Here is a 12,290-nt window from a genome sequence, read left to right as displayed (position 1 = left end):
CTATGCACTGAAGCGTTATCTCGATCCAAATGTGATCGGATCCACCTTCTTCACGAAGGATGGTTACGATGTGACCTGGCAGAACATGAGGCGGGGCCTCGTGGGAATGGACGAAAGGGTGACGATCAAGCACGAGATTCTGCATGTGCTTGGGTTGGATCACCCTTACGGCGATGGCTTTAACTACCGCTACGACACCAGCGATACTCTGATGTCCTACTTCACCCGTCGTGGGTTTGATTCACTGACGGGTTCCGACCGCGCTGCTCTGGTGTCGCTCTGGGGTACGGAAAGCTCGGGCACCGGAAGCTGGGGGACCGAAAGCCCGGTCGCCTGATCCTGCGCTGCTTCTGGCCTCAGGTCCCGGACGTGTCGCCGGAACCTCCGCTGCTTCCCGATCCGTCCTTCTCCCAGTGCAGCGTCATCGGCACGGCCCCGTCAAGGCTGGTTTTCACCGGACAGGTCTCCGCCGCCCTGCGCAGGGTCGCCTGCTGCTGGGCGTCCAGCCCTTCCGGCAGGGTGAGCCAGACCTCCAGAGCCGCGATCCGCCGGGGCAGGCCGCTGCTCATGCGTTTCTCCACCCGGGCCGAGGCGCCCTCCAGGGGCCAGCCATGCCGCTCCGCCACGATTCCCATGATCGTCAGCAGGCAGGTGGCCAGGGACGTGGCGATCAGATCGGTGGGGGAGAAACAAGCGCCTTGCCCCTGGTTGTCCACCGGGGCATCGGTCTCCAGGGAGCTGCCCGATGGGCCGTGTTCCGCGCGGCACCGCAGCCCTCCGCTGTAGTGGCAGGTGATGGAGGTCATGGTCAGACGCTCGGCCCGGGTGCTCGCCCCACTCTGACGGCGGACCGGGGCCGGCTGGCTGCTCCCCCTGGCCGGAGACGACGATCGCGCTCTCACTGCGCCAGACGCAGTTCCTCCAGCAGCGCGCGCTGCTGCTTCGCCGTGACGAACCGATGGGCCGCCATGGCTCCGCTCACCGCGACGGGCGGAACGCCGATCCCGGGGAAGACGCCAGCGCCACAGAGCACCAGAGCCTCGATCGGCGTGCTCCCCCCTGGGAAGGGGCCCCGATCGGCGGGCCAGGCCGGCCCGTAGGTTCCCTGGTGCACCCGCAGGAAGCGCCGATGCGTCAGGGGCGTGCCCTGGAGTTCGAGCACCACGTGCTCCTGCCAATCGGGAACCAGCTGCTCCAGCACGCGATGGAACAGGCTGCAGCGTTCTGCCTTGAGCCTGGCGTAGGCGGGGCTTCCCGGTTCGAGATCGCGCCAGAGTTCCCAGGGCTCGTTGGCGGGGGTGTAGCCGTGCAGCACCTGATGGCCCGCCGGAGCCAGGGAGGGATCGAGCAGCGACGGCATGGACAGCACGGCCATGTTGCGCTCCGCGTCGATGCCCCGCTGCCAGTCACCGACCCAGACGTGGTGGATCGGCAGGTCGCCCATCGCGGGGCTGGAGCGCAGGCCCACATGCCAGTGCAGAAAGCTGCGGCAGGCGGGCGTGGCGTCCTGGCGTCCTCGCCAGCGGGCCGGGATCGCGTCGGCGGGCAGCAGCGGCAGCAGATCCCAGGGACTGGTGTTGGCGATCACTCCCCGCCGGGCGAGGATCCGCTCCCCGTCGGCCAGGCGAACTCCCCGGGCACGGCCGTCCTCCACGAGGATCTCGCCCACGGGAGCTCGGGTGCGCAGCGCACCGCCGTGGCGGCGCAGACCGCGCACCAGGGCTTCCACCACCGCCGGACTGCCGCCCAGGGGGTAGTCGAGGCTGGCCTCTGGCTCGAACCATTCCCCGAACAGGGTGGCCATGGCGGCGGCACTGGTGTGCTCCATCGGCATCCCTGAGATCAGGAAGCAGAGCAGATCCACCCAATGGAGCAGGAAGGGATCGCGCAGACGGCGCCGGGCCAGCGGGCCGAAGGCTCCGCCCAGGCTGGCCAGCCTCCCGGCCTGTCCCAGCAGGGCCAGTCCAGGCCCCCCGCTGAGGGTGGCGGCCAGCCCCAGGCCCGGCCGCAGGGCCAGCAGCGGCAGCTGGCGCGCTGCCTGGCAGAACGGGGCCAGCCAGGCCATGAAGGCGGACCACTCCTCGGCCGCCGCCGGACCGCGCAGCTGCCGGACCACCTCCAGGAATGGATCCAGGCCCACGCCGATCCGCAGCGATCCCTCCGGCAGCAGCAGACCCCAGCTGCGGTAGGTGGCCACCGGGACGGTCTCCCCCACGGCCCGCAGCACCTGGGCCAGCGGATTGGCGCTGGGCCATCGCCCGAGGCCGGACCAGAGCGAGGGGCCGGACTCGAACTGGAAGCCGCCGCGCGCAAAGCCGTGGGCGGCTCCCCCGGGCCGGTCGTGCGCTTCGAGCACCAGAACCTCCAGGCCATGACGGGCCGCCACGGCTCCGGCGCAGAGCCCCCCCAGTCCGCTGCCCACCACCACCAGATCCACGGCCGGCTGCGGGGTGGAGGGGGCGGTGCCGGGGGAAGGGACGTCGGGGCTCACGCCTCCACCGAGGGATGGACCGGCAGGCGTGGTCCGCAGCGCTCCTGGCAGAGGACCTCCAGGCTGGGGCGACCGGTGAACCGAAGCCGGGCCGCTGCCCACAGGCGGTAGGCGCCATCGATCAGGGGCTGGACCAGGGGCCAGCTGGTGGGGGCATAGAGCCAACCCAGACCGATCAGGGCGTAGGCCTGGCGGAAGACCTCCACATCGGTGAGCACGGTGCCGTCATCGGTGATGGCATGGATCCGACCCATCGCGGCGGCGTAGTCGATCCCGGCGTGGGCAGCGGGTTCATAGTCCGCGGCATCGATGTCGATGAACGCCAGCCGAGCGTCAGCACCATGGCGCTGTCGGTCCCGGCGGCGAAGGAAGGTCACCTCACGGCGGCAGAGGGGACAGGCTCCGTCAAAGAGGATGCGCAGCTTCGGAGGCCGGGCGGAGCTGGGCTGGGTCGGTTGGCTCACTTTTTACGGCAGTACTTTCCGCCCACATTCATCCAGCCTGGGGGGCAGGGTTGGCCATGGGTGGGTCTCACGGTGTAGTGCATCAACCCCAGGGTGCTGCAGCTGCCGTTGAGCATGTCGACGTAGCCCAGGGGACACATCCAATCGAGCTTCCTGACCACCCGCTGGGCTTCGGCCGGCAGGCTGAGCAGGAAAGTCGCCGGCAGGGCGAGCAGGGCCGTCGCAACGCCACGCATGGTCTGCTCGATGGGACGGATCGATCACTCGGGTGATGCTAGGCAGGACAGTCCTGCCTAGCGCCCATGCTGCGCCAGTTCCTGAGGATGCTGGCGGTGCAGACCTCCGGGGAGGGGTTCACTGATCTCACCGGGGCTCTCAACACCGAAATCCAGGCGAGCGGCCTGACGCTCGGCACCGCCACCCTGGTCTGTCTGCACACCTCCTGCTCGCTCACCATCAACGAGAACGCCGATCCACGGGTGCTGCAGGACCTCACCAGCTTTGCCAGGGCCCTGGTGCCCCAGGAGGGGATCGTGCCGGCGGGCGCTGCCGGGCCCCGGCAGCCCTACCGCCATGCGGACGAGGGCCCGGATGACATGCCCTCCCACATCCGCACCGCCCTGACCGCCACCAGCCTCAGCCTCTCCTTCCAGGAGGGGAGCCTCGTGCTCGGCACCTGGCAGGCCGTCTACCTCTGGGAGCACCGGCGGCTGGGACAGCGCCGCCGTCTGAGCCTCCACCTGATCGGCAGCTGAGCCATGGCTACCTGACGGATTGCTGCCTGCGGGGGGCAGTCCTGGGCAGGGTTTCGATTCGGCCCTAACTTGCCCTCAGCACCTCCGGGCCCACCGCCGTTCCTGCAGCCCATGTCCCGCCCCCTCCTGACCGGCTCCCTCGCCGCCCTGCTCTGCCTTGGCCTGTCAGGTCTGCCGGGCCGGGCTGAGGAAGCCTCCTCCCCCCAGGTTGAAGACGCCTCCACCCGCCAGCCGGATGATTCCTCCTCCCGCGTGAAGGTTCTCGGCGGCTCGGAGAGCTACACCTCCTACGTGTCGGAGGTGGATGCCTGCAACCGCGCCCAGATGCTGCGTCCCGCCGGCACCACCGTGACCGGCATGCGCTACTGGCGGCTGGGGCGCCGCAACGCCAGGGCGACCACCTGCTCGATCCGATGGAGCGACTCCGAGAACGCCACGCCCACCTACCGCCCCATCCTGTTCGGCCGCAGTTCCTGAGCTCCTCTCCGAACTCGGAGGCTGAAGCCATCGACCCGGCTGCGCCAGCCTGAGCGCCCCCACCGACCCTCCTCCATGGCTGCCATCCCCCTCACTCCCGAGCAGATCAACGCCCTGTCGCGTGAGCTCCCCGCCTGGAGTCTCCTCAACGGAAAGCTCCATCGTGAGCTGCGCTTCAGCGACTTCGTGGCGGCCTTCGGCTTCATGACCCAGGTGGCCCTGGTGGCTGAAGCCATGGGCCACCACCCGGAGTGGAGCAATGTGTGGAACCGGGTGGTGGTGGACCTCACCACCCACGACACCGGCGGCCTGTCCGATCTGGATCTGGAGCTGGCGCGACGGATCGATGCCCTCGCGGCCGAGGGGGCCGGCCGGTAGCGATCGCGGCACCAGGCCCCCCTGGTTGCAGGGGAGCGGCGTGGCTGCCGGGCCGTGCCAAGCTTGACGGTTTGCCCTCCTGGCATGGGGTTCCGCTACCTCGATCGGGTCGCCAGCGCCGAATCGATCCAGCAGTTTCTCGATCTGGCCGATCTGGCTCTGGGGGCCGGCCAGTCGGCCCACAACGTGTTCGCCCTGTCCCACCGGCTTCGGGAGTCGCGGCCGATGCAGCTCTGCCGCACCCGTCTGCAGCGCGACCCGGCCAGCTGGGAGTGGGTGGAGCAGCGCCGGCCCTGCGGGCCCTACGACATCGAGGCCTTGAAGGCGATGCCGAAGGGGAGCCTGGGTCACACCTACGGCACGGTGATGGCCACCCTCGGTTACGACATCAATTTCTTCCCGAAACCGGAGTTCTTCAACAACCTCGAAACCGACGCCGACTACATCAACTACCGGGTGTTCGCCACCCACGACATCCACCACATCCTCACCGGTTTCAGCCTCGATAACTTCGGCGAACTCGGGGTGATCAGCCTCAGCGTGGCCCAGTACTCCCACCCGGGGCTGGCCTTCACCGATCTGATCGGGCTGCTGATGTCCTGGTTGCGCACCGACACCCCGATCACGGATCTCGAGAGCGAGCAGGAACAGGCCCGCACCACAGCCTATGTGTTTCGCATGATCAGCCGCGGCCTGGAGATGGGGCTGGCGGCCCAGCCCCTGTTCCCGGTGCGGTGGGAGGAGCGCATGGAGCAGAACCTCGTGGAGCTGCGGGCCGAGCTGGGGATCGAGCCGGTGCTGGAGGGGATCTCCAGCTGGCACAGCGATGAGGCCCTGGCCGCTGGGCTGGCCGCCTGAGCCTCCCGGGGCCCCGGCAGCCAGCCCATCGTCCGCGGCTTCAGACCAGCACGGGAAGCTGGGCGGGGTCGCTCTGCTGGAACCGCAGCCTCCGCTGCTCGCCGGTTGGGCCGTTGACCCCGCTTTCCACATCCACCGTGATGGTGTGGCCGCCGGTGAACGTGCCAGCCAGGATGCCCTTGGCGATCGGGGTTTCCAGCTCCCGCTGGATCGCCCGCTTCAGGGGCCTGGCGCCGTACACCGGGTCGTAGCCCACCCCGGCCAGCCAGTCGAGGGCATCGGCATTGAGCTGGAGCCCCAGCTTCTTCTGCTCGAGCCGGGCCGCCAGGCGCTGCACCTGCAGTTCCACGATCTCGCGGAGTTCATCCTGCTTGAGGCTGTGGAAGATGATCGATTCATCGAGCCGGTTGAGGAACTCGGGGCGGAAGTGGGCCCGCAGGGCCTCGTTCACCCGCTTCTCCATCTCGCCATGGCGGGCGGGATCACCGGCCAGATCGAGAATCGAACTGCTGCCGATGTTGCTGGTGAGGATCAGCACGGTATTGGTGAAATCCACCGTGCGGCCCTGCCCATCGGTGACGCGACCGTCATCGAGGATCTGCAGCATCACGTTGAACACATCGGGGTGGGCCTTCTCCACCTCGTCGAAGAGGATCACGGCGTAGGGCCGGCGGCGTACCGCCTCGGTGAGCTGGCCGCCCTCCTCGTAGCCCACGTAGCCCGGAGGCGCTCCGATCAGGCGGCTGACGGCGTGCTTCTCCATGTATTCGCTCATGTCGATGCGCACCATGGCTTCCTCGGCATCGAAGAGCTGGGCGGCCAGGGCTTTGGAGAGTTCCGTCTTGCCCACGCCTGTGGGGCCCAGGAACAGGAAGCTGGCAATGGGCCGGTTGGGATCGCTGAGGCCAGCGCGGGAGCGCTGGATCGCGTCAGCGACCGCTGTGACGGCCTGCTGCTGCCCGATCACGCGGGTGTGCAGTTCATCCTCGAGGTGGAGCAGCTTCTCCATCTCGCTCTGCACCAGCTTGCTCACCGGGATGCCGGTCCACTTGGCGATCACCTCGGCGATGTCGTCCTCGGTGACCTCCTCGCGCAGCAGGGTCTTCTCGCCCTGGCTGTCCCCATCGGTGAGTTCGGCTTCCTTGGCGGCCAGCTTGCGGTGCAGATCCGCGAGGGTGCCGTATTCCAGTTCGGCGGCCTTGTTCAGGTCGTAGCTGCGCTTGGCCTGCTCCACCTGGAGTTGCACCTGTTCGATCTCCTCCTTGATCGCGCTGAGTTCATCGATCGAGCCCTTTTCCTTCTGCCATTGGGCATTCAGGTTGCTCTGCTGCTCGCGCAGCTCAGCCAGTTCCCGTTCCAGGCGCTCCAGGCGATCCTTGCTCGCGGCATCCGACTCGCGCCCCAGCGAGAGCTTCTCCATCTCCAGCTGCAGGATGCGACGGTCGAGCTCATCGATCTCCTCCGGCTTGGAGGTGATCTCCATCTTCAGGCGCGCGGCCGATTCATCCATCAGGTCGATCGCCTTGTCCGGCAGGAAGCGATCGGCGATGTAGCGGCTGGAGAGCACGGCGGCGGCCACCAGGGCGTTGTCGGCGATGCGCACGCCGTGGTGCACCTCGTAGCGCTCCTTCAGGCCCCGCAGGATCGAGATGGTGTCTTCGACGGTGGGCTGATCCACGAACACCTGCTGGAAGCGGCGCTCCAGGGCCGGATCCTTCTCGATGTGCTGACGGTGCTCATCGAGGGTGGTGGCGCCGATGCAGCGCAGTTCGCCGCGGGCCAGCATCGGCTTGAGCAGGTTGCTGGCATCCATGGCCCCGCCGGTGGCACCGGCCCCCACCACGGTGTGGATCTCGTCGATGAACAGCACGATCTGGCCCTCGGAGGCGGTCACCTCCTTGAGTACGGCCTTGAGCCGCTCCTCGAATTCACCGCGGTACTTGGCGCCGGCGATCAGGGCGCCCATGTCCAGGGCGATCAGCTGACGGTTCTGCAGGGCCTGGGGCACGTCGCCGTTGACGATCCGCTGGGCCAGACCCTCCACGATCGCCGTCTTGCCCACGCCCGGTTCGCCGATCAGCACCGGGTTGTTCTTGGTGCGGCGGCTGAGGATCTGGATGGTGCGGCGGATCTCCTCATCCCGGCCGATCACCGGATCGAGCTTGCCCTCGCGGGCGGCGGCGGTGAGGTCGCGGCCGTACTTCTCCAGGGATTCGTAGGTGCCCTCGGGATTCTGATCGGTCACGGTCTGGCTGCCGCGCACGGCCTGCACGGCGTCCTTGAGTCTGTCGGCGCTGGTGCCGGCCTGGGAGAGCAGCTGCTTGCCGCAGCGGTCATCGATGGCCAGGGCCAGCAGCAGGTGTTCGATGGCGATGTAGCTGTCGCCGTAGGTCTGCTTGAGCTGGTCGGCCTGATCGAGCACGGCATTGAGCCCCTTGCCCAGATAGACGTTCTCGGGGGGGGCATTCAGGCTGGGCTGGCCGGCGATGAAGCTCTCGACGCTCTGGCTGAGGCTGCCCACCGCCACGCCGGCCTTCTCGAGGATGCGCCCCGCGAGGCCCTGCTGGGCCAGCAGGGCGGCGAGCAGGTGCTCGCTCTCCATCTGCTGCTGACGTTTCTGCTGGGCCAGTTGCTGGGCAGCCACGACGGCGCCCCAGGCCTTCTCGGTGAACAGTTCGGCGGTGGGATGCATCGGAAAACCTCCCGGACATGCGGCGTTGGAATCAACCTATGGAGGGTCTGCGGGGGTGAAACCCGTGGGGGCCGTACCTCGGAGTACGGCGCCCCGAACTCAGGTTGGGCAGGCCGGCGTCAAAGGGACGGGAAACCGTTGCCGAGCTTCAGGATCCCCAGGCCACCAGCCCTGCGCTCGCCAGGCCACCAGCCCTGCGCTCGCCAGGTCACGGCCCGCTGGTCTCGGGCGGTGGCAGCGGCAGGACCCCCGCCTCGGGACCACACAAGCGGAGAGGACATCCATCCGGACCGTAAACGGCATCGTGGGGGGAGAGGCATCCCCGGGCGTTCTTGCCGGGCACCTCGGCAGGGTGAAGCCGTTTGGGCTGCAGTTCCCGCTGACGCACCGGCACCAACCAGGGACAGCCGCCGGTGATGAGCGTCTGGCTCTGGGCCGGGAGCTCCAGCGTCAGGCCGCTGGCCAGCAGCAGCCATCCGGCTGTCCTTCCCAGGCCCCGCCCCCATCGGGGCTTGGCCATGGAGGCTTTGGCCATGACCGCTCTCTGCAGACGCTTCTACTGTGGCCGGGTTTCGCCGGGCCAGCCGCGGCGCACCCTGTCCCTTCAGATCGACGCTATCGCCATGGAAGGACCTCCCTATCCCCAGGAGCTGATCGACCAGCTGGTCGAAGCCTCCAGGGACTTTGACGCCACGGCCCGCGACCCGGAACGCAACTGCTGGTTGGTGGTGCATCGCCATGTGCACGGGGTGCTGCCGAGTGAATACGACATCCGGGAGGTTCCGGAAGAGCTCTACCTCGCAGTCCTGGCCCAGCGCAGGCAGGAGCCGGCTGCGTCGTGAGGCGCTGGGGCTCACGAGTTGGTCATGGGGAGCTGCCGGTGAGGATCCGGCTCTGGGCTGGCGGCAGACGCGAAAAGAGCCCCGGCGGTGACCGGGGCTCCTGAAGGTGGATCAAAGCTTCGATCGCTCCTGGAGGGGAGGGACGATTCAGGTTCTGCGCAACAGCCTGGAGCGATCGGCGATGGGCTCAGGCCCAGCCTTTGGAGGCCATGTCTTCGACGTAGGCGGCCACATCGGCGATGTCACCTTCGCTGAGCTTGCCGCCGAAGGCCGGCATGGCGTTCTTGCCGTTGGTCACCTGGTAGGCGATGGCAGCTTCATGGCCGCTGCTGTAGTTGGCCAGATAGGCCTCGAGGGCGTCCTGCTTGAGGGTGCGCTCCGCATTCACCACGTTGCCGCCACCCATGTGGCAGGCGGCGCAGTTGGCGGAGAAGAGCTGGCCGCCATGGGCCACATCGGCGGCGTAGCTGGGAGCGGCACCCAGCACCAACGCCAGGCAGAGAGCGATCAGGGAGAAGAGTCGGCGCATGGAAGGGCGCTTCAAAGCACGTGCAACCCCGAAAACCTAAGGGGTGGCCGGGGGGCTGTGCCCTCCGGGGCGTCGGTTCGAAACATTTGCGACACCTGGGGGTACTCCTTAGGCGACATCCCGAGACCTCGCCTGGGGTTGCCCTGGTGCACCGCCCGTTCCCTGGGTGAAGTGTCCCGTTCAGCTCCCGGCGGCCGGGGTCACCGTGAGGCTGCCCTCCATCCCGGCAAAGCGGTGGGGTTCACACCAGAGGCGGAAGCGCCCAGGGGTGTCGAACCGCTGCTCCCAGCTTTCCCCCGGGCTGAAGGCCAGCCTGGGGTGGCTCCACTCCGGGTGGTCCTCCACGATCAGGTTGTGGGGGCCCAGGCCCGCCACCTCCACATGCACCACGTCTCCCGCCGCGATCGTGAGCTGGCTGGGTTGCAGGGCCAGCAGGCCCTCGTCGCTGCCCAGCTGCAGGCGGTGGGTGGCGGCCTGGGCAGGCGCACTGAGCCCCACCAGCCACAGCAGCAGCAGCAGCGGGCACACCAGCCTTTGCCAGCACCGCCTCATCGCTCCGGCGACCTCGGCACCGGCCCGCGATGCGGCAGGCCGGCATCGGCGAACACCGCTTCGAGGGTGGGGGCATGGCTCACCCGCCCGAAGCGCTCCGGCGGGCTGATCGGTTCATGGACGAAATGGCGCTGGCGAATCGAGAAGCGGTCCCAGGCATTCACCTCGATGCGCAGCAGGCGGATCAGTCCTTCCACCAGCCAGCCCCGCAGATCGAGGCCCCAGGGCGGCAGCCAGCAACCTCGCCACTGGCCCAGCCGCCGCACCGTCTCGTTCACCCCCACCGCCGGCTGGCCGAGCACGATCCGCCGCAGCGCCCCCTGACCGACTTCCGGATTCGCTTCGTGGGGTGCGGTGGCCAGGGCGAGGCAGACCCGGGCGATGTCGGCGGCGTGGATGAAGTGAAACGAGGCGTCTGCCCGCAGCCAGCGGGCCAGCCAGAGCCAGCGGGCCGCCTCCCCCAGCCCGGCGGTGAGGTAGCTGGTGGGGAACGGGCCGCTGCCGTCGACCCGGCCGCCGAACACCAGGGTCGGAAAGACCGCCACGATCCGTGCAGCCAGGGGATGGTCCTCGAGCTGCTGCAGGCAGAGGGCCTTGGTCTGGATGTACTCCGTGCCGTACTGGCTCGCCTCCGGCAGCAGGCGCAGCCGGCGATCGAGCACCGAGGCCGTGGAGAAGTAGATCACCTGCTCCAGCTGTTCCGGATCCGCGAGGCTCAGCAGGGTCTTCACCGCCTCCACGTTCACCTGCCGGGCGCGTTCGGGATCACCCCAGGCGGTCGCGGTGTGGATGATCCGGGTCGCCGCGGCGATCGCCCGGGCGAGGGCGGGGTCGGCGCCGGGGCTGCCGAGGTCGCGCAGATCGCCCACCAGGAGGGTGATCCGCGGGTCCGTGGCCGCCACGGCCGTGAGCTTGCTGGGTTCCCGCAGCAGCAGCAGCAGTTCGGCGTCCGTCTCGCGCAGGAGGAGCTCGGCGATGTACTGGCCGACGCAGCCACTGGCCCCGGTGATCAGGATCCGCTGGGGCCGTCGGACGCCGGCGGGACCGCTGGGGGCTGGGCTCAAACGGCGGCTCCCAGCAGCTCGTTCACCGCCTTGCCGGTCTCGAAGAACACGCGGGCGTTCTCCTCAGGGGTTCCCGGCAGGATGCCGTGGCCGAGGTTGAGGATGTGGCGCCGGCCGCGGGCCTTGCGCACCGTGTCGAGGATGCGCTCGCGGATCGCCTCCGGGGTGCCGAACAGCAGGCCGGGATCCACGTTCCCCTGCACGCCCACGTGGCCCGGCAGGCGTGCGCAGCCGTCAGCCATGTCCACGGTCCAGTCGAGGGAGATGAAGTCGACTCCGGTGGTGGCCATCCGTTCCAGCACCCCGGCGCTGCCGGAGATGTAGAGGATCAGGGGGGTGTCCGGGTGGGTGGCCTTCACCTGGTCGATCACCCGCTTCTGGTAGGGGGCGGCGAACACGTCGTAGTCGATCGGGCTGAGCTGGCCCGCCCAGGAGTCGAACAGCTGCACCACCTGGGCGCCACTGTCGATCTGGTAGCGCACGTAGGCGGCGATCGAATCGGCCAGATGGCCCAGCAGCTGGTGGAGCAGGGCGGGCTCCCGGAAGGCCATGGCCTTGATCACCGAGTAGGTCTTCGAGCTCTTGCCTTCGACGGCATAAGCGGCCAGGGTCCAGGGAGCGCCCACGAAGCCCAGCACGGCGGCCTCGTTGCCCACGTCGGCACGCAGCCGGCCGAGCACCTCGCCCACGAAGGGGAGAGCCTCGGCCGGATCCAGGGGGCGGAGGGCATCCACCTGCTCCTGGGTGCGGATGGCGGGCTCGATGATCGGCCCCCTGCTCTCGATGATGTCGAAGTCGATCCCCATGCCCGGCAGGGGCGTGAGGATGTCGGAGAACAGGATCACGCCGTCGGGCCTGAAGGCGTGGAACGGCTGCATCGAGATCTCGTAGGAGAGATCGGGGTTCTCCGAACGTTCCCGGAATCCCGGATGGCGGTCGCGCAGATCCCGGTACACCTTCATGTAGCGGCCGGCCTGGCGCATCATCCATACCGGCGGACGCTCCACCTGCTCACCTCGGGCGGCGCGCAGCAGCAGGGGGGCGGTTTCGGCCATGGAGCGGGGTGTGGGAAGCGATCCGGCAACCTAGCCGAAGGGCCCGGTCAGCCCCGGGAGCCTGGGGCCGACGGCGTGACATTTCGACAACGCCCGGCCACCTGGAGCCGAGCACCGCTGGAGCCTCGGCGCG

16 protein-coding genes are annotated in these 12,290 nt (G+C 68.7%); 6 read left to right on the top strand and 10 right to left on the bottom strand.

The features are described from left to right. Positions 1-337: zinc metalloprotease (locus tag ACLNEE_RS01685; protein WP_412006704.1), on the top strand; the 337-nt coding region annotated here is incomplete at its 5' end. 19 nt (positions 338-356) lie between these two features. Here ACLNEE_RS01685 and ACLNEE_RS01680 read toward each other — a convergent pair. The 4 genes from ACLNEE_RS01680 to ACLNEE_RS01665 all read right to left on the bottom strand — a co-directional run bounded on the left by ACLNEE_RS01680 (position 357) and on the right by ACLNEE_RS01665 (position 3,191). Next, complete coding sequence (locus ACLNEE_RS01680) at positions 357-806, bottom strand: OsmC family protein (protein ID WP_411422661.1); 450 nt, start codon at positions 804-806, stop codon at positions 357-359. A gap of 92 nt (positions 807-898) precedes the next feature. Then, complete coding sequence (locus ACLNEE_RS01675; protein WP_411422660.1) at positions 899-2,491, bottom strand: phytoene desaturase family protein; 1,593 nt, start codon at positions 2,489-2,491, stop codon at positions 899-901. Beyond that, complete coding sequence (locus ACLNEE_RS01670; protein ID WP_411422659.1) at positions 2,488-2,955, bottom strand: thiol-disulfide oxidoreductase DCC family protein; 468 nt, start codon at positions 2,953-2,955, stop codon at positions 2,488-2,490. Before ACLNEE_RS01670 ends, ACLNEE_RS01675 begins: the two co-directional genes overlap by 4 nt. After that, on the bottom strand, positions 2,952-3,191 hold the full coding sequence (locus ACLNEE_RS01665) for a hypothetical protein (protein WP_411422658.1): 240 nt from the start codon (positions 3,189-3,191) through the stop codon (positions 2,952-2,954). Before ACLNEE_RS01665 ends, ACLNEE_RS01670 begins: the two co-directional genes overlap by 4 nt. Before the next feature lie 66 nt (positions 3,192-3,257). Here ACLNEE_RS01665 and ACLNEE_RS01660 point away from each other — a divergent pair, with 66 nt between their 5' ends. From ACLNEE_RS01660 to ACLNEE_RS01645, 4 genes are all read left to right on the top strand, one after another. Beyond that, on the top strand, positions 3,258-3,710 hold the full coding sequence (locus ACLNEE_RS01660; protein ID WP_411422657.1) for a secondary thiamine-phosphate synthase enzyme YjbQ: 453 nt from the start codon (positions 3,258-3,260) through the stop codon (positions 3,708-3,710). Between the two features lie 111 nt (positions 3,711-3,821). After that, on the top strand, positions 3,822-4,187 hold the full coding sequence (locus ACLNEE_RS01655) for a hypothetical protein (RefSeq protein ID WP_411422656.1): 366 nt from the start codon (positions 3,822-3,824) through the stop codon (positions 4,185-4,187). Positions 4,188-4,262: 75 nt separating this feature from the next. Then, positions 4,263-4,565, top strand: a complete 303-nt coding sequence (locus tag ACLNEE_RS01650; RefSeq protein ID WP_411422655.1) for a 4a-hydroxytetrahydrobiopterin dehydratase — start codon at positions 4,263-4,265, stop codon at positions 4,563-4,565. An 84-nt stretch (positions 4,566-4,649) separates the two neighbouring features. Next, positions 4,650-5,423 (top strand): Coq4 family protein, encoded by a 774-nt coding sequence (locus tag ACLNEE_RS01645; protein WP_412006703.1) that lies wholly within the window; start codon positions 4,650-4,652, stop codon positions 5,421-5,423. Positions 5,424-5,463: 40 nt separating this feature from the next. On the opposite strand, the gene clpB is transcribed toward ACLNEE_RS01645, so the two are convergent. Together clpB and ACLNEE_RS01635 are read right to left on the bottom strand one after the other, a co-directional pair. Further along, positions 5,464-8,115, bottom strand: a complete 2,652-nt coding sequence (gene clpB, locus ACLNEE_RS01640; protein ID WP_411422653.1) for an ATP-dependent chaperone ClpB — start codon at positions 8,113-8,115, stop codon at positions 5,464-5,466. A gap of 208 nt (positions 8,116-8,323) precedes the next feature. Further along, on the bottom strand, positions 8,324-8,650 hold the full coding sequence (locus ACLNEE_RS01635) for a hypothetical protein (RefSeq protein ID WP_411422652.1): 327 nt from the start codon (positions 8,648-8,650) through the stop codon (positions 8,324-8,326). Between ACLNEE_RS01635 and ACLNEE_RS01630 the strand changes: the two genes are divergently transcribed. Next, positions 8,649-8,957, top strand: a complete 309-nt coding sequence (locus ACLNEE_RS01630; protein ID WP_411422651.1) for a hypothetical protein — start codon at positions 8,649-8,651, stop codon at positions 8,955-8,957. The two genes, ACLNEE_RS01635 and ACLNEE_RS01630, sit on opposite strands and share 2 nt — an antisense overlap. Positions 8,958-9,144: 187 nt before the next feature. Here the strand turns inward: ACLNEE_RS01630 and ACLNEE_RS01625 are convergent, their stop codons facing one another. The 4 genes from ACLNEE_RS01625 to hemE all read right to left on the bottom strand — a co-directional run bounded on the left by ACLNEE_RS01625 (position 9,145) and on the right by hemE (position 12,157). After that, on the bottom strand, positions 9,145-9,486 hold the full coding sequence (locus tag ACLNEE_RS01625) for a c-type cytochrome (RefSeq protein WP_411422650.1): 342 nt from the start codon (positions 9,484-9,486) through the stop codon (positions 9,145-9,147). 180 nt (positions 9,487-9,666) lie between these two features. Further along, entirely contained in the window at positions 9,667-10,014 is a 348-nt protein-coding gene (locus ACLNEE_RS01620) for a plastocyanin/azurin family copper-binding protein (protein WP_412006702.1), read from the bottom strand. A gap of 20 nt (positions 10,015-10,034) precedes the next feature. Continuing rightward, positions 10,035-11,102: an NAD-dependent epimerase/dehydratase family protein gene (locus ACLNEE_RS01615; RefSeq protein ID WP_411422648.1), complete on the bottom strand. Its 1,068-nt coding sequence runs from the start codon at positions 11,100-11,102 to the stop codon at positions 10,035-10,037. Continuing rightward, the gene (gene hemE / locus ACLNEE_RS01610) at positions 11,099-12,157 is read right to left on the bottom strand and encodes a uroporphyrinogen decarboxylase (protein WP_411422647.1); all 1,059 of its coding nucleotides are present in this window, start codon (positions 12,155-12,157) and stop codon (positions 11,099-11,101) included. The genes ACLNEE_RS01615 and hemE overlap by 4 nt, the downstream gene beginning before the upstream one ends. Between the last annotated feature and the right edge of the window lie 133 nt (positions 12,158-12,290).

Source organism: Aphanothece stagnina RSMan2012, assembly GCF_046764815.1.
Classification (GTDB): Bacteria; Cyanobacteriota; Cyanobacteriia; order PCC-6307; family Cyanobiaceae; genus NIES-981.
This window is presented reverse-complemented; position numbering and strand designations above follow the sequence as displayed.

What these genes read in the sequence shown, in the direction of transcription:
- ACLNEE_RS01680 (WP_411422661.1), bottom strand. Translation starts at nt 806, where the DNA reads ATGACCTCCATCACCTGCCACTACAGCGGAGGGCTGCGGTGCCGCGCG.
- ACLNEE_RS01665 (WP_411422658.1), bottom strand. Translation starts at nt 3,191, where the DNA reads ATGCGTGGCGTTGCGACGGCCCTGCTCGCCCTGCCGGCGACTTTCCTG.
- ACLNEE_RS01660 (WP_411422657.1), top strand. Translation starts at nt 3,258, where the DNA reads ATGCTGCGCCAGTTCCTGAGGATGCTGGCGGTGCAGACCTCCGGGGAG.
- ACLNEE_RS01655 (WP_411422656.1), top strand. Translation starts at nt 3,822, where the DNA reads ATGTCCCGCCCCCTCCTGACCGGCTCCCTCGCCGCCCTGCTCTGCCTT.
- ACLNEE_RS01650 (WP_411422655.1), top strand. Translation starts at nt 4,263, where the DNA reads ATGGCTGCCATCCCCCTCACTCCCGAGCAGATCAACGCCCTGTCGCGT.
- ACLNEE_RS01645 (WP_412006703.1), top strand. Translation starts at nt 4,650, where the DNA reads ATGGGGTTCCGCTACCTCGATCGGGTCGCCAGCGCCGAATCGATCCAG.
- clpB (WP_411422653.1), bottom strand. Translation starts at nt 8,115, where the DNA reads ATGCATCCCACCGCCGAACTGTTCACCGAGAAGGCCTGGGGCGCCGTC.
- ACLNEE_RS01630 (WP_411422651.1), top strand. Translation starts at nt 8,649, where the DNA reads ATGACCGCTCTCTGCAGACGCTTCTACTGTGGCCGGGTTTCGCCGGGC.
- ACLNEE_RS01635 (WP_411422652.1), bottom strand. Translation starts at nt 8,650, where the DNA reads ATGGCCAAAGCCTCCATGGCCAAGCCCCGATGGGGGCGGGGCCTGGGA.
- ACLNEE_RS01625 (WP_411422650.1), bottom strand. Translation starts at nt 9,486, where the DNA reads ATGCGCCGACTCTTCTCCCTGATCGCTCTCTGCCTGGCGTTGGTGCTG.
- hemE (WP_411422647.1), bottom strand. Translation starts at nt 12,157, where the DNA reads ATGGCCGAAACCGCCCCCCTGCTGCTGCGCGCCGCCCGAGGTGAGCAG.